Source organism: Pseudomonas sp. Root569, from assembly GCF_001427465.1.
Lineage (GTDB): Bacteria > Pseudomonadota > Gammaproteobacteria > Pseudomonadales > Pseudomonadaceae > Aquipseudomonas > Aquipseudomonas synxantha.
Genome location: NZ_LMGQ01000013.1, coordinates 58,983 through 82,910, shown reverse-complemented (window position 1 = coordinate 82,910; position 23,928 = coordinate 58,983). Strand labels below are relative to the sequence as shown.

Sequence of the window (23,928 nt, the reverse complement as noted above, 5' to 3'; positions counted from 1 at the left end):
CCTGGCTACCATCAGCGTTATGCACGGTGACACGGCCGTCATCCGCCCAGGCATACCGCGTGTCCATCTGCGAAAAACTCGCCCAATGCCGGACACAGCGTGCCGCCTTGCCGGAGCCTTCCCACGCCCAAAAGAAACTCGCCCCACCGGCCAACTGCCGCTCGACAATGACCTGCTGCTCGTCGTACCGATAACGTTCGCTTTCACCGACGGCATTGGTCGCGCAAACCAGTCGTCCGTCTTCGTCATAGGCGTAGGAAACRACGTTCTGCTCGGTCTCCCAGACGTAGGGCTCGCGCCCTTTGGCGCGATGAACCTGGTAGTCCACCGCGACGATGCGATCCAGCTCATAGCGCAACAAAAGCGAGCGACCAGCGCCGTTATCCAACCGCTCAATTCGCCCGGAATGATCACGCACAATGCGCAGGCGGTTGTCATACGCATCACTGATCGAGACCAGCACACTGTCGCGAAAGTGATAGAACCGTGACGCCTGGGCCAGCACCAGTTCATCAGGCGCCGAGCCCAGGTAGATCGCCGCTTCCGCCAGGCTGTTGGTGATCGCGGGTCGAGCAGCCGTGGGCAAGGGCAGGGTAGTCGAGCGATTCTCATGGTCCGTCCACACCACCGAATCGCCCGATACAGCAAGCCTGTGCGCCAGCGCATGACTCCAGCCAAACCCCAACCCACAATCCCCCTCCACCGCACTGGTGCGATACAASCGGGTCCACTCAAACGGCAAGATCCCGTCCAGCGCACCATCGGTGAGGGTCAGCAATTCCTCCCCGGTGACCATCGACACCGGGCAGCCGTTGGTAACGGTCTTGTCCGCTGGCGCCGACGCATCCCCCTTGGGATTCGAAGCCATAGCCGGCGCATCATCCACCTGTTCCTGGCGGACCAACGTGGTGCGCTGAGTCTTGTTGCGCACCGCCGGCACCGGATTCGCAACCAACTGCTCGCCAGCCTTCAACGGTACAGCCGGCACCACCTTGACCGGCGTCGCCGCACTGCTCAGCAACACAGGCTTGGCCGCCTCTACATGAGCCTCCAACCGCGGGCCGGTCGCCTGCTTGGCCAGCAATTCCAACAACGCCCGCGCTTGCCCGGACTTGACGCGACTGAGCATTTGGGCACCCAGGCGCAGCTGTACCCCAATGCCCCGCGTGGCCCAGATCAGCAGCAGGTTGATCAAGACTTCGCCGGTGATTTCACCCAGCAGCTCATACATCTGCGGCGGCGGCAGCATGCGTATCCACGCCACCATTGCCGCCAGGTAGATAAACAACAGCGGCTCATCACTGAGCACCAGCAAGCCCTTGGCCAGCGTGTCTTTGCCCAGCGTGAGCAACTCGTCCAGTTCAGCCTGGGAGATGTACTTGAGCAGTTTCTCGCTGTTGGATTTGAGGTTCGCGAGCAGGTCATACAGCTCGGTGATGTTGTCCCACAGGTTGTAGAAGGCCTGGCCAATCCCGGTTGCAAAGGCAATACCCTGTAGGCCGCTGCGTTTGTAGGCTGGCGCTTGGGAAAAGTCTGCCCACTGAGGCTTGAAACGCTCGTCCCATTGTTTGCACAGTTCAGCTTCCAGCCCGGCAATCACTGACCCGTAGGAGGCATACAGCGCCTTGATGTGATCCTTGGAAACATTGGGGTAAAAGGTGATCTGGTAGCGCTGGTCGCGGCTGCAGTCGTTGACTTCAAGAATGCCGCTCGGGCCAATGGTCCGGTGGAACGGTGCGCCCACCGGGCTGCCATCCTCGGCCAGGGCTTGCAGCATCACATGGGTGTTGCCGATGGGGACGAACTGGGTACTTTCGAACAAATGCACCAGGGTCAACCCACCCTGGGCTTTGCATTGAGCGACCGTGCGGCTGGGCTTGTCGGAAGAGATCGGCGCGACCAGTGCGACGTCTTCCCCAACCTTGAACACCTGCTCCACAGTCAGTGCCGAGCCACTCAACAGGCTGGCGGCCCACTCATCGAAGGTGTTCAGGCAGGTGCGAAAATCGGCTAAAACGCGACTGACGTCCGGGGCCTTGGGATCCATGGGCGCCAGCACAAAGCCAGCGATCACCGGAATCAAGAGCCAGTCCTGTCAACCAGGGCTGTAACGAAAAAAACCATCTGCAATCCCTCGCACTGTTTGATCAGGCGAGGGACTTTGCAGGGGTTCCTAGGTAAAAGAAGTCGGCGTTATTCGCGAGAATGGCGAGGAAGTTTCGCCTTAACTTCAGGCAAACCGAGACTTGGCGGTAGGAATCAGATTACAGGTGAAAAAGCCTTACAGCTTCAGTTGCCCAATCGCCTTGCTCAACTCTCCAGCCAACGTCGCCAGTTCGTTGCTGGTAGTCGCGGACGCCACGGTCTGCTGCACGGTGTTTTCGGTCACATCGCGAATGCTTACCACGGCGCGGTTCATCTCTTCGGCGACGTGGCTTTGCTGTTCGGCGGCCGCGGCAATCTGGGTGTTGCTCTCGCGCATCTGTGCCACGGCACCGGTGATTTCAGCCAGTGCGGCGCCGGCTTCCAGGGCTTGTTGCACACAGTCGTCGGCTTTGAATGAGCTTTCCTGCATGAAGTCCACCGCGTCGCGGGTGCCAGCCTGCAGCGCCGAGACCATGCGGGTGATTTCGTCGGTGGAGGTTTGCACGCGCTTGGCCAGGTTACGCACTTCGTCGGCGACCACCGCAAACCCTCGGCCCATGTCCCCGGCGCGGGCGGCTTCGATAGCGGCGTTGAGGGCGAGCAGGTTGGTCTGTTCGGCGATGCTGTGGATCACCCCGACCACGCCGTTGATTTTCTGGCTGTCTTCGGCGAGTTTCTGGATCATCTCGGCGGTTTGTTGCACGCCAGTGGACAGCCCGGCAATTGAACGCTGTACCCGGGTGACCACGTCCTGGCCGCTGCCGGCGAGGGTATCGGCGGTTTGGGACAAGTCGCGGGTGGCGCCAGCGTGCTGGGCGATATGGTGGACAGTGGCGGTCATCTCGTTGATGGCGGTGGCGGCCTGGTCGGTTTCGCTCTGCTGGCCGAGCATGCCGTGCTGTACCTCGTTCATGCTGCTGGCCAGGCGGGCTGCGCCGTCATCCAGTTGCCGGGCGGTGCGTGCCACGGTATTGACCACGCGCTGGTAGCCGGCTTGCATGGCGTTGAACGCACTGGCCATCTGGCCGACTTCATCCTTGCAGGCCAACGGCACGCGAGCCGACAGGTCACCGGTTTTTTCAACGTGCAGCATTACGTCCTTGAGGGTGTTGAGTTGGCTGAGCAGGAAACGAATCAACAGCTGCGAGGCTCCGAGCATGGCCAGCATGAGGATGGCCACGGCGACGGCGTAGTTGGCGAAGCGTTCACTGAACACTTGGCTCAGGCTTGGCGCATAAGCCAGTACGGCGACGTGTTGACCGTCGGCGCGGCTGATCACCTCGGCGCCTATCAGCGGGTTTTTGCCGAACAACGGCATGTGATTGAGCTCAACCCAACCGCTGGCAGTGGTCAGGGCCGGGAGATCCTGATCGGCCAGTTGTGGGGTTTGCCCTTGTCCATAGGCCAGCCAATGCTCGCCGGTGGGCAGGACTTTGTCGGCTGGCCACGCGCTGAGCAATCGCCCCTGGGCCTGGGCCGATGCCTGGGACGCATGGCTGCGCGCCTGTTGTTCAAGCTGCACGGCGTACAGCACCAACAGCAGAGTGGTAACGAAGGCGACCGCATTGACGGCCCAGAACTTGTACTTGAGCGAGATATTGCTAATCCAGGCACCCATGAAGGTTTTCTCTGATAGCGGAAACAGCATTGGCAAGGTGCCATTATTGTGCCGCTACCCAGGAGATGAGTTTTGACGTGGGTCAATGGGCCGCATCACTCCACGGCAGGCAAGTCGAAAAAGGCACGGGCGCAAGCGGTGCTATGGGCTGCCAGATCTTGCATGGTTTCGTTGCGGTGCAGGGCAACCTCGCGCAATACCTCAGGCAAGTACGCCGGTTCATTGCGGCCATTCTTTGGTTTGGGGCGCAGAGTGCGTGGTAGCAGGTACGGGGCGTCGCTTTCCAACATCAGACGGCCGCGGGGAATTTCCCTGACCAGTGGATGCAGGTGCGTCCCACGGCGCTCATCGCAGATCCAGCCGGTAATGCCAATATGCAGGTCGAGGTCCAGGTAACTGAACAGCGCCGCTTGTTCGCCGGTGAAGCAATGCACCACTGCGGCGGGCAGGTGGTCGCGGTAATCCTTGAGGATCTCCAGCAGGCGTTGGTTGGCGTCGCGTTCGTGGAGAAATACCGGCAGTTTCAGCTCGCTGGCCAGGGCCAGGTGTTCTTCGAGGACTTTTTCCTGCTGTGGGCGAGGGGAGAAGTCCCGGTTGAAATCCAGCCCGCATTCACCCACGGCGCGCACCCGGCTTTCCCCTAGCAAGCCACGCAAGCGTTGGGCGCTGTCGCCATTCCAGTCGCTGGCGGAGTGAGGATGGATACCGGCAGTACTGAACAGACGCTGGCCGCTTTCATCGTGTTTTGCACACAGCTCCAGCGCCTGTTCGCTGCCCTCGATGCTGGTGCCGGTGAGCACCAATTGCTGCACGTCGGCGGCGTAGGCGCGCTCGAGAACGGCCTGGTGCCTCTCGTCGAAACTGGGGTTGGTCAGGTTGACGCCAATATCAATGAGTTGCATGGTGCTATCTCCGCCTGCGGCCGGAAAGCATATCAGAGCTGTAGATTTATAAGAAAAACCAAGAACTACAACGCGTTATCGCTGTCTTTGAACGTCGCAAGCGACATTGTGGTTGGGCTATTGCCCGTCACTGTGCCGCCGTTGCGCGTTTTGCCAGCGCTTGAAGCGCTCTGTTTCTGACCTCCAGTACTTCGTTATTCGCGAAGGCGCTGGCCAGTATTCTTTCCGGAGAGCGGATGATCCGACCCTCGGCGTTGCTTGTGTTGTGCCTGACGTTGCTGCTGCCCATGGCAGCGGTCGCGCGTCTGGACGGGCCGCTGGAAGTGACCAAGCCCGGCAAGGTACGTGACCTGGCGCAAATTCGTTCCAGTCGCACCCTGCGGGTGTTGGTCAACCAGAGCCGCAACAGTTCCGGTGAAGTGCAGGGCCAGTCCATCGGTGTCGAATACCATCGGTTACGCGCCTTCGAGCAATACCTCAACGGCCATGCCCGCGATGGGCAGGCAATCAACCTCAAGATCATTCCCAAGGCCAAGGACCAATTGCTCGGCGCGTTGGCCCGTGGCGAAGGCGACTTGGTGGCTCCCGGTGAGTTGCTGGATGTGAAGGCCGTACACAAGATCAGTACCAGCGAGCCGATTGCCAGTGGGGTGCCGTTGTGGCTGGTCGGCGTCAAGGGAGAGCGACGGTTCACCCGCTTGGAGCAGTTGTCTGGTCGTACACTGACGCTGACCACTGGCAGTGCGGCGGCGGATGCCATCAGCCAGGTCAATCAGAAACTGGCCCTGCACAAGCGCCCACCCGTGAAGGTGGAATGGGTCGATCCGAGCCTGGCGGTAGAGGATGTGCTGGAAATGGTCCAGGCCGGGATCTTTCACCTGACTATCGTTGAAAAGCCGATTGCCGAGCGCTGGTCGAAAATCCTGCCCAAGTTGCGCTTTGACAAGCAGGTCGTGATCAGCGAACCGGGTGACGAGTTCTGGTTCGTGCGCCAGGACGCGTCGATGCTGCGCGCCAGCATCGATCGATTTCTCAAGACCTATCGAACGCCTTCCGACCAGGACGTGGCGTTCCAGCGTATCTATCGACGCCTCTATCAGGTGCGCAATCCGCTGGCCCGCGCCGACCGCCAACGTCTGGAAAAACTGCGCCCGGTCCTGCAAAAACATGCGCGTGAGCAAGGCATGGACTGGTTGAACTTGGCGGCACTGGCGTACAAGGAATCGTCCCTGGACCCGGGCGCTCGCAACAGTGGTGGCCCGACCGGCCTGATGCAGATCACACCTTCGGCGGCGCAGCGGGTAGGGGTGAACAATATCGAGAGTCTCGACAACAACGTGCAAGCCAGCGCGCGTTACCTGGCGATGATCCGCCGCAAGTTTTTCTCCAGCCCCAAGCTCAACGAGCGCGAGCGCATGGCCTTTGTGCTGGCGGCGTACAACATGGGGCCGGAGCGCGTACAGGGCATGCGCACCGAGGCCAAGCGCCGCGGGCTCAACCCCAACCAGTGGTTCTTCCAGGTTGAACGCATTGCCATGGAGCAGGTAGGAATGGGCGCCGTCAGCTATGTTAATAGCGTCAATAAGTATTATTTGGCGTTCGATCGGGAGCGAGAGTCCCTTGAACCGCCAGCGCCGAAAATTGCCTCGCGCAAATAATCGAATTTATTGATATTGATTAGGCAATTTTTCGGCTTTTAACATTGCTTAAACTGATTAATATAGCGGCCAACCAAACCCCTACCTGGAAAGGATTTATTACATGAGCCCTATGATTACCCGTGTTCTGTCCACCCGCGCCGGTTACGGCCTGACTATTCTGCGCATTTTCGTCGGCATCATTTTTGCCGCCCACGGTTCGCAAAAGCTGTTCGGCTGGTTTGGCGGCGGTGGCCTGGCCGGTACTGCACAGTGGATGGAAAGCATCGGTCTGGCGCCGGGCACCCTGATGGCGGTGTTGTCGGGCGGTACCGAGTTCTTCGCCGGGCTGGCGTTGATCATCGGCTTGCTTGCGCGTCCTGCGGCACTGGGCTTGACCTTCCTGACCCTGGTGGCGATTTTCTCGGTGCACATCCATAACGGTCTGTTCATGGCCAACAACGGTTATGAGTTCGCGCTGGCCCTGCTCGGCGGCTCGCTCGCGGTGTTGCTGGAGGGCGCCGGTAAGCTCTCGGTCGACCGCGCAATCGCTAACTGATCGCTTCACAAGCTACGGAAAAGGCCCGCATGTGCGGGCCTTTTCGTTGCGCAGGATTCTTGACACTGCCCCACCGGCTTCTCTAGGATGCTGCTCATGCGCCGATTTAAACAGCTAATTGCGGGGCGCCACTGGGACTCAATGCAGCCCGACAGAAGTATGATCCCTCACATAGGGAACACTTCGAAATACCGCTAAAGCGCTGGTTCGGTGTTGCCTCTCACCTGCCTGCAGACTTTTGAGGCAGAGACACGACACGATGAATGCACTACGCCCTCTCATACGCCTGGCTCCGATCACCGCAGCCCTGACTCAGCGCAACCCGAAAATACTCCTGGGTGGTAAACACCAGCCGACGCTGCTGCGTTACCTGGACGGCTGGCCACGTCGTAGCGGCCGGCCTTCGGCATTCCTGATTCAGTTTGTCGAAGACGGCGACTCCTTGGCTCGTTTTGCCAATAACAGCTTCGATTTGGCGGTCATTCAGGCGCCCAGCGCCGGCGAAGCGGACGAGGTGATTCGTCAATTGACGCGCATTGCCCGGCAAGGGCTGATAGCTCGTCGCTGAGCGCTCAGCAGGCGGCCGTCATCGCGGCTGCTCGCCGTCGCCGTTGGTATAGAAAAAGCACCCAGGCAATCAGGCACAACAAGAGTGGCATCGGGGCGATCATCAGCCATTTCAATGTGTGTTCGAATCGATGCAGCGACGCATAGGCCTGGACCTTCAGCGCATGCAACTCAACGGGTAAGCGCAGGCGTTCCTTGTTGAGGGCCTGCAACTGGGTATTGGTGTCCACCGCCTGGGTGCCCAGACTTGTTGCTGGTGGATTCAGCCGTTGCCAGGCGTGTTCGGTGTGCTCAAGTCGTCGTTCCAACTCACCGGCGCTTTGCCGATAAGCCTGTGCGGCGGCTTCGCGCATAGGCTCCAGCCTGTGCAGGGGTTGCGTCATGACGCGGGCTCGAATGCGCCTGAGCGCTTCGGGAGCCGCCAGGTTATCCAATGTGTTCAATACAAACAGCGCGTTGTTGTTGGGATGGGCATTGCTGACAGTGTCCGACAGCAGGTCGGTGTCGGCTACGACCACGAGTTGGATGTGTTTCGCCTTTTGCAAGCCGGGCGGCTGCCCCTTTAAACCGTCGGGAAATGCCGAATAGGCGGGCCCCTCAAGGCGAGCGGCGATCACATGGCGCTGCCCCGACGTGGAGGCTTCCTCAACGAAGGCGTCGAACGCCGTCGACGATGCAAACCGCCCCGCGTCCAATAATGAGGACTGTGGTGAACTTTGTAGCAGCGGGGTGAAGACAGTATGGCTCTTTGCGGCACGGGAGAGTGCGCCGCTGCTCGACACGGTCACGGAGTTCAATTTCCAGGTGCTGACATCGTCTGCGGCCATTGCCTGACGTGGAAGTTGGAGCCTCGCCGGGTGCAATACCGTGGGCATTCCAGGGCCAGGCTTGGCCGACGAAGCATACAGGTTGTCCACCAGCAGCTTGTCTGCGGGCATCTGTATGCCCCAAGCGGTGAGCAGTGCATTTAACCGGACATTTGCCGAACCGGCGTTGGCCCCGATCTCGCTCACAGGGTCAATAAAAACCATCAGTTTGGTGCCCCTCAATACAGATTGTTCAATCGCATACAGGGCCTTCTCCGGTAAGGCATACGGCTGTACCACCATCAATGTGCCTAGCGACGCCGGCACTTGAGTGAGGGTCGGTGCCAGCTCTACCAGATTGAAGTGCTTGCGCATTTGCTCCAATAAGTTTCCGGCAGGTGCAGCCAAGGGCAGCCCCGACAGCAGGCCGACAGTGGGACGTTCGGGGTACATTAACTTATAGATCAGATGGCTGATTTCATACTCGAGCAACGACTCAGTGTCGGGGTTGAACGCTTCAATGCGTTGTGCGCCTTGGCCGGCACGTGTGCCGATAAGGCCAATGAACCCGCGGGTGTCGTCGAGGCCAAACAAGCTGGCTTTATAGGCATCTTCAGAAAACGGGGCGGGGTTAATGATGTGCAGGCTGATCTTGTTATTGGCGGCTTTTTCGAACGCCTTGAGCAGGTCTTCCACACGCTGGCTATAACGTTTCAATTCATGGCTTTTTTGAGGGACCTTCGAATTGAAATAATATAAGTCCATCGGGCTTTCAAGTGTTGTGAGCAGTTGCCTTGTCGCTGGCGATAAAGTATGGATTTTTTGTTGTGAGAAGTCCCAGCGAATATCCGGTAACTTGGGTAGCCAGACCAGATTGAAGGCCAGGAAAAGCAACAATGTGATGATCAATGTCATGCCGGCACGGAGAGCGGAACGCATCAGTGGCTTTCCTTCTCAGCTGTGTTTGTAATTGAGTGTGATGGTTGTCGCAGAAAGAAAAGCAAGGATCATGCTTATAAAATACAGGCTGTCATGCAGTGTCAGCTTACCGCTGTCCATTGTGCTGAAGCGGAAAATAGGATCAAGGGATATCAAACTGTCGACGACCCAAAGCGGTGCCTGATGTTCAAGTGCGTCCAGTATTGAGGAAAGCCCACTGACGGTCAGCAGCAAGCCCAGCGTCAATAGGAGAATGGCAAGGCGTTGGTGTGCAAGTGCACACACGAAGCAGCCGACGGAAAGATAACTGCCTGCCAATAACCAACTGGCCAGAAATTGTGACGTTATCGCTATGTTATCGGCCATGCCCAAGTAGTTGACGGCGATCACCAATGGGAAATTCAGTAGCAAGGCAATGCCGCATACGACCCAGGCAGCCATGAACTTACCGATCACCCGTTCCACGGTGGTGACGGGCAAGGTGTTCATGGTGTCGGCAAAGCTGGTGTCGCGTTCATCTGCCCACAGTTGCGTCGACAAAATGGGTATCAACAGTAGATAGAGCCACGGGTGTAACTCGAAGAAAGCCTGCAAGTCGCTACTGTTACGCTCCATCCAATGGTTGGCATGCAGCCCCAGTGCGGCACACAGCACCAGGAAAACTGCCACACTCAGGTAGGTACTGGGTGAGGAGGCATAACTGGCGAGTTGGCGTTTGAATACGATGGGCAGCTGTCTCAAGATGAAGCCTCCTGGCTCAGATGATGAACGACATCGTCTAGCCGACCTGGCTCCAGATTCAGTGCCGTTATGTTCCAGCCGCGGTGAGCAATGAGCGCGTTGATCGAGGGGAAAATAGAGTGTCCAGGCATGGCCAGGACGGTCACCGTACCCGGTGTATCCCGATCCTCTTCTATTCCCGCAACGCCAGGAATTACCGCCATGGCCAGCAGGTCGAGCGGCGAATCTGCAGCCAGGGTTACGGCCCGGAAATGCCGGGAGCTACGTTGCAATTCCGATAGCGATGCGTCAGCCATCAGGTTGCCATTGGCGATGACCAGTGCACGGGTGCAGATGTCTGCGAGCTCGCCGTAATGGCGAGAGGCAATGATGACGGTCATATCTTCGGACAGCGACTGGATCAGCCCCCTGAACTTGAGTCGTTGAGCTGGGCATAGTCCTTCCGTGGGCTCGTCAAGCAGAAGCACGCTGGGGGAGTGCAGGATGGCCTGGGCAATCGCAACTCTGCGCTTGACGCCAAGGGACAGTAGGTCGATGGGACAATTGAGCACCGGCAGCAGCTCCAGCCGCGCGGCTGCCATGCCCACCTGGCTGCGTTTTTCGGCCCCCCTGAAGCCTCGAATGGCAGCGATGAAATTGAGCAGGTTCTTGACGGTCATCTGAGGGTGGCTCAGGCCGCCCTGAGGTTGGTAGCCGATCGCCTTTCTTGCTTGAAGTGAGTGGGTCTGGGTATTGAAACCCTGGATATTTATTTGCCCGGAGGTCGGTTTGATCGCACCGGCGATCAAACTCAAGAGTGTTGTCTTGCCCGCGCCGCTCTTGCCAAATACGCCCACACATTCCTGAGCCTGGGCGCTGAATGAGAAGTTACTGATTATTTGTTTCCTGCCCAGGTATTTTGTCAGGTTGCTTATCTCGATCATCTGTTTACCGAATAAGTTTGGCAGGGCGTATGAGGGGGCGCCGGCGGTGTGTAAGTGAGCTTCAAAAAAGGGTACGTTTAATGGCTGTGCTTGGGAACGCGATAGAGTATTAATAAGAAGAATCCTACGTTCGACCCGTTCATGCACTGAAACAATTGTTTTCGTGATGAAGACTTATTAATGCTCGGATGTTTATCTGATGTTTATATAAAGTTTTCTTTTTTTTTTGAGGCCTGATGACCATGATGCTTCTACGTACCCTTGTTCTTGAACGTAATGATGAAGACAAGCCTGTTAACGGTGCGCTGCTGTGTGCGTTTGCTGTCGCTCAAACAGAATCAAACTTTCTTGTGTATAGCCTGGATGAAGAGGCCGAGCCCGGCCACTCCAGGGTCTATATTGCGGAGTTGCGTAAAAAGCTCGAACGCTATTTTCTGGGGGGAGTTGATTCGAAAGAAGACCTGCAGGTAGCGATGCAGGTCTTCAAACAGATCCTGATGCTGGCAGCTGCGACAGGCGCGAAGACCAGCCCGATTGCAGACGCCAAGGTTCCCTTTCATTTCATCGATCTGAAAGGCTGTCGGTTGCCGCCTGCCAGGCCGGAGGATCATCACTCGGTGATCATCAAGAAGGCATTGGTCATGAAGGTGATCACTTTGGGTATGTCGGCCCCGGCGTTGCCTGCGATCGAAAGCAATACGGTGATCGTGCCGTCGATTCGCTTTTCATCGCAAATGGTTGCCCCCCCTCGGAACCCGCGCTCACCGAAGGCCGTGTCGCAGTCTGTGGATGAAGAACCCATTGAAGCGTCGGCGCAAGAGGAATTGGCCCGGGCGGAATTGGCCCAGGAGGAGTCCGCTCTGGAAGAGCCGGCCCAGTCACTGGTGGCCATACCGGAGGTACAGGAAGAGATCAGCATATCGCCTGTCCCATTTGAAAAAAACGACACTTCGTTCGAGGCGTACGAAGCAGAGCCCCCCAAACCGCCTGCCCAACTGGAACACACCTCTTTGCTCGAGATGGACAGCGCGTTGAGCAATCTGGCCAAGGTCGCCCAGGAGCTGACGCAAAAAAAATGTGCAGTCCTCGAGAAGGAAGCGATGCTCGAACAGTGGCAGGCACGTCTTCAGCAGCAGCAAAGCCAATTGGATGAAAAGAGTCGTGCATTGGAGCTGCGCCATACACAGCTGCAGGACCAAGGGCTTGAGGTCAGCAAGAAGGCCGAAAAACTGGCGATGATGATGTTGCAGCTTTCGGGCATGCGCCAGCGGATGCAGGGTACGCTGCTTGAGCTGGACCAGGTGCTGGAGGGTCAGGTGTGAGCCAATGGGCTTGCCGGCCTGGATACTTTCCAGGGTTCATTTATCATCTCACCCAGCCAGTCGGCACCAGGTCATGATGTCCTGGTGTGTCGGCACCAGTGGACACTGTTTGGGGATGCAAGCGTTTGAGTACCAAGCTGATTACCAAAGAAGGTCATGAAGCGCTTAAAAAAGAGTTGGATTACCTATGGCGCGAAAAGCGTCCGGACACTACTCGCAAAGTGACGTGGGCGGCTTCCCTGGGAGATCGCAGCGAAAACGCGGATTACCAGTACAACAAGAAACTGCTGCGTGAGATCGACCGGCGGGTGCGCTACCTGCGTAAACGCCTGGAAGATATGCGTGTCGTGGAGTACATGCCCGAGCAGGAGGGCAAGGTGTTTTTCGGCGCCTGGGTCGAAATCGAAAACGACCAGGGCGAGACCAAGCGCTTTCGCATCGTCGGTTATGACGAAATTTACGAGCGGATGGATTACATCTCCATTGACTCACCCATGGCGCGGGCCCTGTTGCGCAAGGAAGTGGACGACGAGGCAATCGTACAGACACCCGGCGGCGAGGTGTGTTGGTGGATCACCAGGATCGAGTACGTGAAGCCGGCATGAAGGCTCGCACTCCGGGCAGAGTACGAGCCTTCATGCCTCAACCTTCGCGCAATACCGTCAACGGGCTGGCATTCAGGGCCCGACGTGTCCCGAATACCCCGGCAGCGCCAATCAGCATTGCACCGATCACGGGTAGCAGTAACAACCACGGGTGGGGGTGCCACGCCAGGTCAAAGGCGTAGCGGTACAGCACCCCGGTCACCAGTTCCGTCCCCAGGGCTGCCAGCAGGCCGCTGACGGCACCCAGCAGGCCGAACTCAATACGCCGGGCCTTGACCAGCAACTTGCGCTCGGCACCCAGTGCTCGTAGCAGTGCGCCTTGGCGGATGCGTTCGTCCAGGGTGGCCTGCAGGCCGGAGAACAATACCGCCATGCCTGCCGCCAGCACAAACAGCAGCACGTATTCCACTGCCAGGGTCACTTGGGCCAGGATACTGCGTAACTGCTCCAGCAGGGCCTCTACCTGCAGGATGGTCACGGCCGGGAAAGCCCGTGACAGATCGACGATCTGTTGGTCATGACCGGGAGGCAGGTAGAAGCTGGTCAGGTAGGTCGCGGGTAAATTCTTCAAGGTGCCCGGTTGGAAGATCATGAAGAAGTTGGGCTGGAAGTTATCCCAGTTGATGGTCCTCAAGCTGGTGACCCGTGCCTCGCGATTTTCCCCGCCGATGGTGAATAACAGATGGTCGTTGAGCTTGAGTTTCAGGCTCTCGGCTACCTTGGCTTCCACCGACACGCCAGGAATCTCATCGCTCGGTTGCGCCGACCACCAGACGCCTGCCGTCAGGGCGTTGCCCGGCGGTAAGTCGGCAGCCCAGGTCAGGCTCAGGTCGCGCTGGATGGCACGGTCGCCGCTGGAGTCCTTGCTGACGATCTCCTGCACAGGTTCGCCGTTGATGCTGATCAAGCGCCCTGGTACCACCGGATACAGTGGCGCCGCTTGCGCCTGTACGTCCAGCAGGCGGGCACCAAAGGCCTCCTTGTCGGCGGGCAGGATATTCAGTGCGAAGTAGTTGGGAGCATCCTTGGGCAGCTGGTTTTGCCAGGTGTCGAGCAGTTCGCCGCGCAACAGTGCGATCAACCCCATCGACAACAGGATCAGGCCAAACGCCAGGGACTGGCCTGCCGCCGCCAGCGGGTGACGCAGCAATTGGCCCAGGCCCAGGCGCCAAGGCAAGGAGGCGCGGGCCAATAACCGTCGCAGGCTTTTGAGCAGTAACAGCAGCAAGCCGCCGAGAATCAATGCCGCCACCACGCCACCGCCCAGCAGGGCGAAGGTCAATACCAGGTCCAGGCTCAGGCGCCACATGATCAGGCCCAGCGCAAACAGTGCCGCGCCGTAGACCATCCAGGTGCTCGAGGGGATCGGCAGCAGATCGCGACGCAATACCCGCAGCGGCGGTACGCGACCCAGTGCGGCCAAGGGGGGCAGGGCGAAGCCGGCGAGGGCGACCAGCCCGGTGCCGATCCCCGCGGCGGCTGGCAGCAACCCACCCGGTGGCACGTCGGCTGGCAGCAGGTCGTGCAGGAAATAGAACAGGCCAAATTGCGCCAGCCAGCCAAGCAGGGCGCCGACCAGGCTCGCCAGCAGGCCCAGTACGCTCAGTTGCAGGCTGAACAGCAGCATGGCTTCGCGTCGCGATAACCCCAGGCAGCGCAACAACGCACTGGCATCGAAACGTCGACTGGCGAAACGGTTGGCCGACAGCGCCACGGCCACGCCGGCCAGCAGCACCGCCACCAGGCTGGCCATGTTCAGGTAGCGCTCGGCCTTGCCAAGGGCGCCGCCGATCTGCTGGTTGCCGTCACGGGAGTCCTGCAGGCGCTGATTGGCAGCGAGGCCCGGCTTGACCAGGTCGCGATAGGTTTGCAGTGCGGCGCTGCCTTGTGGGGCGCGCCACAGTTCGCGGTAGCTCACGCGGCTGCCCGGCTGGACCACGCCGGTAGCGTCCAGGTCTGCCAGGTTGATCATCACCCTGGGCGTGAGGCTGTAGAAGTTGCCGGCACGGTCGGGTTCATAGGTCAGGATGCGTGCCAGGCGCAGGGTCTTCATGCCGACATCGATACTGTCACCGACCTTGAGGTCCAGCGCCGTCAGCAGTCTTGCTTCCACCCAGGCTTCGCCAGGCTTGGGGCCGCCGCCAGGGCTTTCAGTGCCAAAGGGCTCGGCGCTGCTTTTCAGCTCCCCGCGCAATGGGTACTGCTCGTTGACCGCCTTGATGCTGGAGAGCTGGATGCCGTTGTCCGTGGCGATAACACTGGAGAACTCGACGATGCGGGCGTGATCCAGGCCCAGTTCGGTGCCAGACCTGATTTGCTCGGGGCGGGCCGGCGAGCTGCCTTCGAGTACCAGGTCGGCGCCGAGGAACTCGGTGGCGCGCAGCAGCATGGCGCCGTTGAGGCGGGCGCCAAAGTAGCCGATGGCAGTGCTGGCAGCCACGGCCACCAGCAGGGCAAAGAACAACACGCGCAGTTCGCCTGCGCGGGCATCGCGCAGTAATTGGCGCATGGCAAGGCTGAACAGGCGCAACAGCGGCAAGCGTGCCATCAAGGCTCCAGGGGCGCGACCATCAGGCCGGCTTCAAGGCGGATCAGGCGTCGGCAACGGTGGGCCAGGCGCTCGTCATGGGTGACGAGTACCAGGGTCGTGCCGCTCTCTTTATTGAGTTCAAACAGCAGGTCGCTGATGCGCTCGCCGGTATGGCTGTCGAGGTTGCCGGTGGGTTCGTCGGCAAACAGCACGTCCGGCTCGGCGGCGAACGCGCGGGCAATGGCGACCCGTTGCTGCTCGCCACCGGACAGCTGGCGTGGCGAGTGGGTCAAGCGCTGGCCCAGGCCCACGCGCTCCAGCAGATGCCTGGCACGCTCGCGGGCGTCTTTGCGCCCGTCGAGTTCCAGCGGCAGCATCACGTTTTCCAGCGCGTTGAGGCTGTCGAGCAATTGGAAGGATTGGAATACGAACCCCACATGCTCGGCACGGATGCGCGCACGCTGGTCTTCATCGAGGGTGCTCAGGGCTTGCCCGGCCAGGGTGACTTCGCCGCTGCTGGGCAGGTCGAGGCCGGCCAGCAGGCCCAGCAGGGTGGATTTACCGGAACCGGAGCTGCCGACGATAGCCAGGCTATCGCCCTTGTTCAGTTCCAGGCTCAGTTCGTGCAGGATAGTCAGTTCACCTTCCGCGCTGGGAACCACTTTGCTAAGGTTCCGCGCGGTGAGAATGCTTGCGCCCATGGAGAATCCGATGCGAATGTGGTTTTTGAGTGCTGGCCTGGCCTTGATGTGCATGGCCCAGAACGCAGCGGCGGGTACAGTCCTGATCGTTGGCGATAGTATCAGTGCCGGTTTCGGCCTGGATACCCGCAAAGGGTGGGTTGCACTGCTGGAGCAACGCCTCAAGAAAGAGGGTTTCGACGATAAAGTCGTCAATGCGTCCATCAGCGGCGACACCAGTGCAGGAGGCCTGGCGCGGCTGCCCGCGGCGCTTGCAGAGCATAAGCCCGACGTGGTGGTTATCGAGCTTGGGGGGAATGACGGCTTGCGTGGGCAACCGCCAGCGCAATTGAAACAAAATCTTGCGTCGATGATTGATCAGTCCAAGGCCGGCGGTGCCAAGGTGCTGCTGTTGGGCATGCAGTTGCCACCCAATTACGGGCCGCGATACACCACCGCATTTGCCGAAGTCTATGGTGCGCTGGCCAAGGAAAAAAACATTCCGCTGGTACCGTTTTTCCTCGAAGGCGTGGGTGGCCATCCGGAACTGATGCAGGCTGACCAACTGCACCCGGCAGTCGCCGCCCAGGACAAGCTACTGGAAAATGTCTGGCCAACGCTAAAACCGCTGCTATGACGCTTTTCTACCGGCAGGCTTTCGGCTAAGGTGGCGCCCCCCTGATCTGGAGCCCTCGATGTCGCGCCCTGCCTGGTCCCTGTTTAACTACCAACTGATCGAGCCGGACGAGCAGCTGGATTTGTTCGCCTGTCAGGAAGTGCGGGTGCATCTGGTGGCGCGTCAATTGGAGTTGGGCGGTTCGATCGATCGCACGCTTTGCGGCACTTTACTGCCGGCGCAACCACGCTGGTCCTCGGTGAATCGCTCGATTTTCCAGGACCAGCGCCTTTGCCCCTTGTGCCGCGCGATCCTCGAATCGCAAAAACGTGGTACGCCGCCGATCTGGCCGGAGCTGCGTTTCGAGCTGTAAAAACAGCTTGAAGCTTGCTGCCACGAAGCCGTATACAATCATTTTTTACCTACCCGTCGTCTTGCGAAGGATTTTCCGGATGTTGTCGCGCCTTTCCGTCGTCACCTGCTGCCTGTCTCTCGCTGCGCTCTGTGCGGCCGGTTCGGCGGCAGCCTTGCAGTTGCCGTTGCCGCCGCCGGGCGAGGACATTGTCGGCCAGGTCCAGGTGATCAAGGCCAAGTACGAAGACACCTTCGCCGACCTGGGCACCACCTATGATCTGGGCTATTCGGAAATGGTCGCGGCCAACCCGGGCGTCGATGCCTGGTTGCCGGGGGCGGGGACCGATATCGTGCTGCCGACACGCTTTATCCTGCCGCCCGGCCCACGGGAAGGCATCGTGATCAACCTGGCGGAATACCGGCTCTACTACTATCCGAAGGGCCAGGACGTGGTCTACACCTACCCATTGGGCATTGGCCGTGAAGGCTGGGGCTCACCGATCGCCCATACCAGTATCATCGCCAAGACGCCAAACCCGACCTGGACGCCACCGGCCTCGATCAAGGCCGAGCACGCGGCCAATGGTGACCCGTTGCCCAACGTGGTGCCTGCCGGCCCGGATAACCCGCTGGGACCGTTCAAGTTCACCCTCGGCACGCCGGGTTATCTGATCCACGGCTCCAACATGAAGTTTGGTATTGGCACGCGCACCAGTCACGGTTGCTTCCGCATGTTCAATAACAATGTATTGGAGATGGCCGGCATGGTGCCGGTGGGTACGTCGGTGCGCATCATCAACGATGCCTACAAGTTCGGCAGCAGTGGCGGCAAGGTCTACCTTGAGGCCCATACACCGTTGAACGATGACGGCACCCCTTCCGTGGTCGACAAGCACACGGCGGTGATCAACGCCTTGCTCAAGCGTGAAGACCTGGCCAATAACCTGCGGGTGAATTGGGATCAGGTGCGTGACGTGGTTGCGGCGGAGGATGGTTTGCCGACCGAGATTGGCGTGCCGGGCGCGGCGCCGGTGGCCGCCGCCACGCCGGTCGACCTGTAGGAGCGAGCTTGCTCGCGAGAAACCCATAGGCGCCGCGCTTATTCAGGAAGCACGCGTTATCGTTGATGTTTTTCGCGAGCAAGCTCGCTCCTACAGGTGGCGCGCGCCAAATCCAAGGCAATAAAAAAGCCGATCCAAACATGGATCGGCTTGATAACAACCCCGAAGGATTATTACTTGCGGCTTGCTTTTTCAAGCATGCGCAGGGCGCGCTCGTTAGCTTCGTCAGCAGTCTGTTGTGCTTTTTGGGCAGCAGCCAGAGCTTCATCAGCTTTACGGTAGGCTTCGTCTGCACGAGCCTGGGAGCGAGCTGCTGCGTCTTCCGTTGCAGTCAGACGAGCTTCGGTTTCTTTGGAGACGCTGCTGCAACCGGTAGCCAGAACTGCGGCCAGAGCCAGAGCAGAGAATTTCAGAACGTTGTTCATCGTGTTCCCCTTCAAGGACTTTCAATTAGATGGCTACTGTCTCAGGGTGAGCTAATAGCCGGCGTACATACTACCCATTACTTGTAGTAAGTAAACTGACGTTGCGCAAGAAGCAAAAAAAATTCCTGCGCCGAATCTATTTTGGCTAATCTTTTGGAGGTCTGTATAAAAACTGTCCAATTTTTTCTATCTCGACAGGCATTGGATCCAGGCTGAAAGGGCCGGCCCGCATGTGTGAAGCCTTGTAAATAGATGAAATTTTATATAACGAAGCGGGCACTTCCGTTCTGTGTGGCTTTACTCCGGCTGGCATCTTTTACCCATCTAGAGGTGACTTTAAGAGCGGCAGTTCGTCTCAAGATTCAACTGCCGGCAATGTTCAGGCTATCGGTCACCGGTTGATCGAGGCCCTTTCTATAACCACCCAGGGCAGGGAATGATGAGTGCGCCTTGAGCAATGGCGGGATTGGTGCCTACTATTCCCTACGTGCTGGTTGTGAGCGCTCACGGTTTTCTCGTTGTCGAAACCGGCACGGGGTGGCGTAGATGTTCCTTCGCCGGAAAAACATCGGTAAGGTAGGGGTCGCAATCTTAGACCCGCGAGGAGTAGTGATGAGCGAGGCGTTGTCCATCCACCATGACCAGGCTGGTCATCAGTTCGAGACCAATGTGGACGGTCATCGTGCCTATCTGACCTATATGGACCTCGGGAAGCAGACCCTGGATATCTATCGCACCTTCGTGCCCAATGCGCTGCGAGGGCGAGGCATTGCGGCCGCGTTGACCGAGGCAGCCTTGAAGTATGCCGAAGAGACTGGCTATACCGTGATTCCCTCGTGCTCCTATGTCGAGCGCTATATGGAGCGTCACCAGCGCCATGCCGCGAAGCTGTAGCTGATTCGTTGCCAATAAAAAACGCCGGGCTTAGCCCGGCGTTTTTGTGTATGCCTGATTCAGGAAAAATGCGTGGTTCAGCTGCGTTTGCGCTTGGGCAGTACGTCCTTGAGCTTGGCGTGCATGCTGCGCAGGGTGGTTTCGGTGGCAGCCCAGTCGATGCAGGCATCGGTGATCGACACGCCGTATTGCAAGTCGGCCAGATCCTTTGGAATTGCCTGGCAACCCCAGTTCAAATGGCTCTCGACCATCAAGCCGATGATCGACTGGTTGCCTTCGAGGATCTGGTTGGCGACGTTTTCCATCACCAGCGGCTGCAACGCCGGATCTTTGTTGGAGTTGGCGTGGCTGCAGTCGACCATGATGTTCGGCTTGATCCTGGCCTTGTTCAGCGCCTGCTCGCACAGGGCGACGCTGACCGAATCATAGTTGGGCTTGCCATTGCCGCCACGCAACACCACATGACCATAGGCATTACCTTTGGTGGTGACGATGGAGACGCCACCTTCCTGGTTGATACCCAGGAAGCGGTGAGGGCTGGAGACCGATTGCAGGGCGTTGATTGCCACGGTCAGGCCGCCATCGGTGCCGTTCTTGAAGCCTACGGCCGAGGACAGCCCAGATGCCATTTCGCGGTGGGTCTGGGATTCGGTGGTGCGTGCGCCGATGGCCGACCAGCTGATCAGGTCCTGCAGGTACTGCGGCGAGATCGGGTCGAGGGCTTCGGTAGCAGTGGGCAGGCCCATTTCGGCCAGGTCCAGCAGCAATTTACGACCGATATGCAAACCGTCCTGGATCTTGAACGAGTCGTCCAGGTAGGGGTCGTTGATCAAGCCTTTCCAGCCGACGGTGGTACGCGGCTTTTCGAAGTAAACGCGCATCACCAGGTACAGGGTGTCGGACACTTCCGCCGCCAGCACCTTGAGGCGTTCGGCGTATTCGTGGGCGGCCTTGAGGTCGTGGATCGAGCAGGGCCCGATCACGACGAAGAGGCGGTGGTCGGTGCCGTCGAGAATGTCGCGGATGACTTCGCGGCCCTTGGTGACGGTCTGCAGGGCAGCGTCGCTCAGGGGGATTTCGCGCTTGAGCTGATCGGGTGTGATCAGGGTCTCGTTGGATTCGACGTTAAGGTCATTGATCGGTAAATCAGCCATCGTGTTACTCGCCAGGGTCACGGGTGCCGGCCGCCAGCCATCCCCGTGCGGCGGGCACAGCATGATTTGAATGCAGGGGGGAGGAACCTTAGCGCGTTACACGGGCCCGCGACAATGGGCAAAGCCCGGTTTAATCCAGTGCTGGCTGCACAACCGCCTCATGGGAGAACTCGCCGGCGTGGCGCGAGACCCAATCGCGGGCCATGGCTTCAAGTTGCTGTGGCGTGGGCTCGGCGTTTTCGTGCAGGCGGCAATGACGTTCGATCTGGCACACTTGCTCACCCATTCGGGCACCGAACAAGGCGTGTTCATCGGCAAAGCAAATGCCGATGCGATAACCGTCTTCGACTTTGCGGCACCAGGCTACATAGCCCGGATAGCGGGCGCTGGACCCCAATGAGGGGATATGCAGGTCGATTGCCGTGCCGGGGCGCCAGGCCCGCGGCCAATTGCAGGCGACGCCGCCGCGGCCGATAGTGTGCAGGCGTTGGCGGGGCAGGGCAGGAGAGGGACGTTGGATCAACTCGACAGCGACATCATCAGGGTGAGGTAAAAAACGATCCATGTACACGGACTCCGAGCGCCGTCCAATTGACGGCAGTGGCAGCAGTATAGTGAAGGAACTGGAATTGACCGACCTGGATATTGACCAGCAATTGCTGGGATTGCCAGGTATTTCGCTGGTAGTGTTCACCAGTGTCGGTTGTTCCAGTTGCCGCTGGGCACGCCAGCAGTTGCCGGGCTGGCGCTTGCCGGTGGACCGTGTGTGCTGGGTCGATGCCGGGCACAACGGTGGTGCGGTCGAACGCTACCAGATCTTTCATTTGCCGGCGCTGTTCCTGGTGTGCGAGGGTCAGTTCCTCGGGCAATTACAGACACGTCTTACAGCATCCGACCTCGCCGAATGCGTAAACCAGGCGCTTACCCGCCTACCAGAGGATTTGCCATGACAGCAGTTGCATCCCCGTCGCCACGCATTGGCATCATCGGCACCGGTGCCATTGGTGGTTACTACGGATTGATGCTGGCGCGTGCCGGGTTCGATGTGCATTTCCTGTTGCGCAGCGAATATGCAGCGGTCAGTGAACATGGCCTGCACCTCAACAGTACGGTGCATGGCCACCTGCATCTGCAACCGGTACAGGCCTATGCCCGCGCCGCCGACATGCCACCGTGCGACTGGTTGTTGGTCGGTACCAAATCCACCGGCAACGTTGACCTGGCCCCGACCATCGCCCAGGTCGCGGCACCGGATGCCAAGGTGGTGCTGCTGCAAAACGGCCTCGATGTGGAGGACAGCCTGCGTGAGCACCTGCCGTCGTCGCTGCACCTGCTAGGCGGCCTGTGCTACATCGGTGTACACCGCTCTGCACCCGGGGTGGTCGAGCATCAGGCGCTGGGCCGCGTCAACCTGGGTTATCACAGCGGTACGGCCGCCAATGATGAGGCGCAGCAAAAGGCAATTGTCGAAGCAGGTGCCGGGCTGTTCCACCACGCCGGGATCGAGTCGCAGGCCATGGCCAATGTGCATCAGGCGCGCTGGCATAAACTGGTGTGGAACGTGCCGTATAACGGCCTCTCGGTCTTGCTGGGCACGGGCACAACGGCCATGATGGCTGACGAGTCCAGCCGTGAATTGATCCAGGCGCTGATGGCCGAGGTGGTGCAGGGCGCCCGTGCCTGCGGCCATGAAATTCCCGCCAGCTACGCGGGGCAGATGTTCGCCATGACCGAGACCATGGACGACTATTTGCCCAGCATGTACCACGACTATATGCACAAGCGCCCGTTGGAGTTGGCGGCCATCTACGCCCGCCCCTTGGCCGCTGCCAGGGCGGCCGGTTGCGAACTGCCGCGTATGCAGGCGCTGTACCAAGCCTTGAGTTTTATGGATCGGCACAACCGCTGATTGGGGGAGACACCATGGCAAAGGGACTGGGTGACAAGCTGGTACTGGCGATTTCTTCGCGGGCACTGTTCGACCTGAGCGACAGCCACAAGGTGTACCTGAGCGAAGGGGTGGAGGCTTACCGCAAGTACCAGATCGAGCACGAGGAAGAAACCCTTGAGCCGGGTGACGCTTTCCCGCTGGTCAAGAAACTGCTGAGCCTCAATGCCAGCCTGGGCCGTGCCCGGGTCGAGGTGGTGCTGGTATCGCGCAACAGTGCCGATACCGGCCTGCGGGTGTTCAACTCGATCCAGCATTACGGCCTGGATATTTCCCGCGCTGCCTTCGTAGGAGGGCGTAGTCCCTACCCATACCTGGCCGCCTTTGGTTGTCATCTGTTTCTTTCGACCCATGCAGAAGACGTGCGCAGCGCACTCGACGCCGGCTTTGCGGCGGCAACGATTCTGTCGGGTGGTGCGCGTCGGGCATCGAGTGAAGAATTGCGCATTGCATTCGACGGCGATGCGGTGCTGTTTTCCGACGAGTCCGAACGCGTCTATCAGTCCGGCGGGCTGGCCGCTTTTCAAGCCAGTGAGCGCGAGTCGGCGCGCCAGCCTTTGCACGGTGGCCCATTCAAGGGCTTTCTGGCGGCGCTTAACTTGTTGCAGCGCGAGTTTGCCGATGACGCCTGTCCGATCCGCACGGCGCTGGTCACCGCCCGTTCGGCACCGTCCCATGAACGGGTGATTCGTACATTGCGCGAATGGGATATCCGCCTGGACGAGTCGCTGTTCCTCGGTGGCCTGGAAAAATCCGCGTTCCTGGAAGCCTTCGCCGCCGATGTATTTTTCGATGATCAGGCCGGTCATTGTGAGAAGGCCAGGGAGGTGGTCGCCACCGGGCACGTGCCCCATGGCATCAGTAATGAGTTGAAAATCCAGACCGAGAGCTAGCTGCTAAGCTCATTCAATCGCCGCCATCCTGGCAGTCCAGGAGGTTCTATGATTCGTTCGATGCTGTATGCCACGGACCTGGGTCTGTATGCACCGTATGTGATGCAACATGCACTGGCGCTGGCGCGAACGTTCAAGGCTGACCTCTACGTGATCCACGTGGTCGAGCCCATTGGGCTGTTCGCCGAATCGGTGCTACAGAGCTACCTTGATGAGAAGGCCTTGAGTGAATGGCAGAGCCGGGGGTTGAGCACGGTCATGGCGACGATTGAACAACGGGTGCTGGACAGCTTTCGCGAGGAGTTGGGGGAGGGCGAGCAGGACTTGCAATTGATTCGCTCGGTCAGGGTGATCCAGGGGGACCCCTGCGAGGTGATTCTCGACCAGATGCGAAAACTTTCCGTCGACTTGCTGATCGTAGGTAGTCATAGCCAGGCAACCAGGGTGACCGTGCCCCTTGGGCGCACCGCTGCACGGGTATTGCAGCTGTCCCCGGTACCGGTCTACCTGGTGCCGTCGCTGCAACATCGGCGCAGTGAGGATAGTTGATCGGTAGAAAAGGATAAAAAGTTCTAGATTTATCCGTCTAACCTTTAATATAGTTATATA

The 23,928-nt window shown here is 59.3% G+C and carries 24 protein-coding genes; 13 read left to right on the top strand and 11 right to left on the bottom strand.

The window, feature by feature from the left end:
* From ASD70_RS14350 to ASD70_RS14340, 3 genes are all read right to left on the bottom strand, one after another.
* Nucleotides 1-2,083 (bottom strand): RHS repeat domain-containing protein (locus tag ASD70_RS14350; protein ID WP_162252752.1); only part of this gene is annotated, 2,083 nt, incomplete at its 3' end.
* Between the two features lie 198 nt (nucleotides 2,084-2,281).
* A complete protein-coding gene (locus ASD70_RS14345; protein ID WP_056846771.1) occupies nucleotides 2,282-3,763 on the bottom strand; it encodes a methyl-accepting chemotaxis protein in 1,482 nt (493 codons plus the stop codon).
* A gap of 95 nt (nucleotides 3,764-3,858) precedes the next feature.
* Nucleotides 3,859-4,665 carry a TatD family hydrolase gene (locus ASD70_RS14340; protein WP_056846767.1) on the bottom strand — a complete coding sequence of 269 codons (807 nt, stop codon included), beginning with the start codon at nucleotides 4,663-4,665 and terminating at the stop codon, nucleotides 3,859-3,861.
* A 236-nt stretch (nucleotides 4,666-4,901) separates the two neighbouring features.
* On the opposite strand from ASD70_RS14340, the gene ASD70_RS14335 reads away from it, so the two are divergent.
* From ASD70_RS14335 to ASD70_RS14325, 3 genes are all read left to right on the top strand, one after another.
* A complete protein-coding gene (locus ASD70_RS14335; RefSeq protein ID WP_046071574.1) occupies nucleotides 4,902-6,323 on the top strand; it encodes a transglycosylase SLT domain-containing protein in 1,422 nt (473 codons plus the stop codon).
* Between the two features lie 103 nt (nucleotides 6,324-6,426).
* Nucleotides 6,427-6,861 (top strand): DoxX family protein, encoded by a 435-nt coding sequence (locus ASD70_RS14330; RefSeq protein WP_043050788.1) that lies wholly within the window; start codon nucleotides 6,427-6,429, stop codon nucleotides 6,859-6,861.
* Between the two features lie 259 nt (nucleotides 6,862-7,120).
* Nucleotides 7,121-7,429 (top strand): hypothetical protein, encoded by a 309-nt coding sequence (locus ASD70_RS14325; RefSeq protein ID WP_046071575.1) that lies wholly within the window; start codon nucleotides 7,121-7,123, stop codon nucleotides 7,427-7,429.
* Nucleotides 7,430-7,433: 4 nt separating this feature from the next.
* On the opposite strand, the gene ASD70_RS14320 is transcribed toward ASD70_RS14325, so the two are convergent.
* The 3 genes from ASD70_RS14320 to ASD70_RS14310 are packed head-to-tail and all read right to left on the bottom strand — an operon-like array spanning nucleotide 7,434 to nucleotide 10,837.
* Nucleotides 7,434-9,173, bottom strand: coding sequence for a Gldg family protein (locus ASD70_RS14320; protein ID WP_056846766.1), 1,740 nt, complete (start codon nucleotides 9,171-9,173; stop codon nucleotides 7,434-7,436).
* 15 nt (nucleotides 9,174-9,188) lie between these two features.
* A complete protein-coding gene (locus tag ASD70_RS14315) occupies nucleotides 9,189-9,914 on the bottom strand; it encodes an ABC transporter permease (RefSeq protein WP_046071577.1) in 726 nt (241 codons plus the stop codon).
* Nucleotides 9,911-10,837 carry an ABC transporter ATP-binding protein gene (locus ASD70_RS14310; RefSeq protein WP_056846765.1) on the bottom strand — a complete coding sequence of 309 codons (927 nt, stop codon included), beginning with the start codon at nucleotides 10,835-10,837 and terminating at the stop codon, nucleotides 9,911-9,913. The genes ASD70_RS14315 and ASD70_RS14310 overlap by 4 nt, the downstream gene beginning before the upstream one ends.
* A gap of 242 nt (nucleotides 10,838-11,079) precedes the next feature.
* Between ASD70_RS14310 and ASD70_RS14305 the strand changes: the two genes are divergently transcribed.
* Both ASD70_RS14305 and greB read left to right on the top strand, forming a co-directional pair.
* The gene (locus tag ASD70_RS14305) at nucleotides 11,080-12,159 is read left to right on the top strand and encodes a hypothetical protein (RefSeq protein WP_056846770.1); all 1,080 of its coding nucleotides are present in this window, start codon (nucleotides 11,080-11,082) and stop codon (nucleotides 12,157-12,159) included.
* A 125-nt stretch (nucleotides 12,160-12,284) separates the two neighbouring features.
* Complete coding sequence (gene greB, locus ASD70_RS14300) at nucleotides 12,285-12,764, top strand: transcription elongation factor GreB (protein WP_046071579.1); 480 nt, start codon at nucleotides 12,285-12,287, stop codon at nucleotides 12,762-12,764.
* 37 nt (nucleotides 12,765-12,801) lie between these two features.
* On the opposite strand, the gene ASD70_RS14295 is transcribed toward greB, so the two are convergent.
* Nucleotides 12,802-15,312: an ABC transporter permease gene (locus tag ASD70_RS14295; protein WP_056846764.1), complete on the bottom strand. Its 2,511-nt coding sequence runs from the start codon at nucleotides 15,310-15,312 to the stop codon at nucleotides 12,802-12,804.
* On the bottom strand, nucleotides 15,312-15,995 hold the full coding sequence (locus ASD70_RS14290; protein ID WP_005786391.1) for an ABC transporter ATP-binding protein: 684 nt from the start codon (nucleotides 15,993-15,995) through the stop codon (nucleotides 15,312-15,314). The genes ASD70_RS14295 and ASD70_RS14290 overlap by 1 nt, the downstream gene beginning before the upstream one ends.
* A 10-nt stretch (nucleotides 15,996-16,005) precedes the next feature.
* Here ASD70_RS14290 and ASD70_RS14285 point away from each other — a divergent pair, with 10 nt between their 5' ends.
* From ASD70_RS14285 to ASD70_RS14275, 3 genes are all read left to right on the top strand, one after another.
* On the top strand, nucleotides 16,006-16,611 hold the full coding sequence (locus ASD70_RS14285) for an arylesterase (RefSeq protein WP_046071581.1): 606 nt from the start codon (nucleotides 16,006-16,008) through the stop codon (nucleotides 16,609-16,611).
* A 58-nt stretch (nucleotides 16,612-16,669) separates the two neighbouring features.
* Nucleotides 16,670-16,963, top strand: coding sequence for a hypothetical protein (locus tag ASD70_RS14280; protein ID WP_003189866.1), 294 nt, complete (start codon nucleotides 16,670-16,672; stop codon nucleotides 16,961-16,963).
* A 79-nt stretch (nucleotides 16,964-17,042) separates the two neighbouring features.
* Nucleotides 17,043-18,005, top strand: a complete 963-nt coding sequence (locus ASD70_RS14275) for a L,D-transpeptidase family protein (protein WP_046071582.1) — start codon at nucleotides 17,043-17,045, stop codon at nucleotides 18,003-18,005.
* Between the two features lie 173 nt (nucleotides 18,006-18,178).
* Here ASD70_RS14275 and oprI read toward each other — a convergent pair whose 3' ends face one another.
* A complete protein-coding gene (gene oprI, locus ASD70_RS14270) occupies nucleotides 18,179-18,430 on the bottom strand; it encodes an outer membrane lipoprotei OprI (protein ID WP_003172710.1) in 252 nt (83 codons plus the stop codon).
* A 612-nt stretch (nucleotides 18,431-19,042) separates the two neighbouring features.
* Between oprI and ASD70_RS14265 the strand changes: the two genes are divergently transcribed.
* Nucleotides 19,043-19,324: a GNAT family N-acetyltransferase gene (locus ASD70_RS14265; RefSeq protein WP_046071583.1), complete on the top strand. Its 282-nt coding sequence runs from the start codon at nucleotides 19,043-19,045 to the stop codon at nucleotides 19,322-19,324.
* A 77-nt stretch (nucleotides 19,325-19,401) separates the two neighbouring features.
* Here the strand turns inward: ASD70_RS14265 and ASD70_RS14260 are convergent, their stop codons facing one another.
* Both ASD70_RS14260 and ASD70_RS14255 read right to left on the bottom strand, forming a co-directional pair.
* Nucleotides 19,402-20,478 (bottom strand): 3-deoxy-7-phosphoheptulonate synthase, encoded by a 1,077-nt coding sequence (locus tag ASD70_RS14260; RefSeq protein ID WP_046071584.1) that lies wholly within the window; start codon nucleotides 20,476-20,478, stop codon nucleotides 19,402-19,404.
* A gap of 130 nt (nucleotides 20,479-20,608) precedes the next feature.
* Nucleotides 20,609-21,043: a PilZ domain-containing protein gene (locus ASD70_RS14255; protein ID WP_056846763.1), complete on the bottom strand. Its 435-nt coding sequence runs from the start codon at nucleotides 21,041-21,043 to the stop codon at nucleotides 20,609-20,611.
* On the opposite strand from ASD70_RS14255, the gene ASD70_RS14250 reads away from it, so the two are divergent.
* The 4 genes from ASD70_RS14250 to ASD70_RS14235 are packed head-to-tail and all read left to right on the top strand — an operon-like array spanning nucleotide 21,042 to nucleotide 23,868.
* A complete protein-coding gene (locus ASD70_RS14250) occupies nucleotides 21,042-21,428 on the top strand; it encodes a hypothetical protein (protein ID WP_046071586.1) in 387 nt (128 codons plus the stop codon). The two genes, ASD70_RS14255 and ASD70_RS14250, sit on opposite strands and share 2 nt — an antisense overlap.
* Nucleotides 21,425-22,387 (top strand): putative 2-dehydropantoate 2-reductase, encoded by a 963-nt coding sequence (locus tag ASD70_RS14245; RefSeq protein WP_056846762.1) that lies wholly within the window; start codon nucleotides 21,425-21,427, stop codon nucleotides 22,385-22,387. Before ASD70_RS14250 ends, ASD70_RS14245 begins: the two co-directional genes overlap by 4 nt.
* Nucleotides 22,388-22,401: 14 nt before the next feature.
* On the top strand, nucleotides 22,402-23,319 hold the full coding sequence (locus ASD70_RS14240; RefSeq protein WP_056846761.1) for a 5'-nucleotidase: 918 nt from the start codon (nucleotides 22,402-22,404) through the stop codon (nucleotides 23,317-23,319).
* Between the two features lie 48 nt (nucleotides 23,320-23,367).
* A complete protein-coding gene (locus ASD70_RS14235) occupies nucleotides 23,368-23,868 on the top strand; it encodes a universal stress protein (RefSeq protein WP_046071589.1) in 501 nt (166 codons plus the stop codon).
* Nucleotides 23,869-23,928 lie beyond the last annotated feature (60 nt).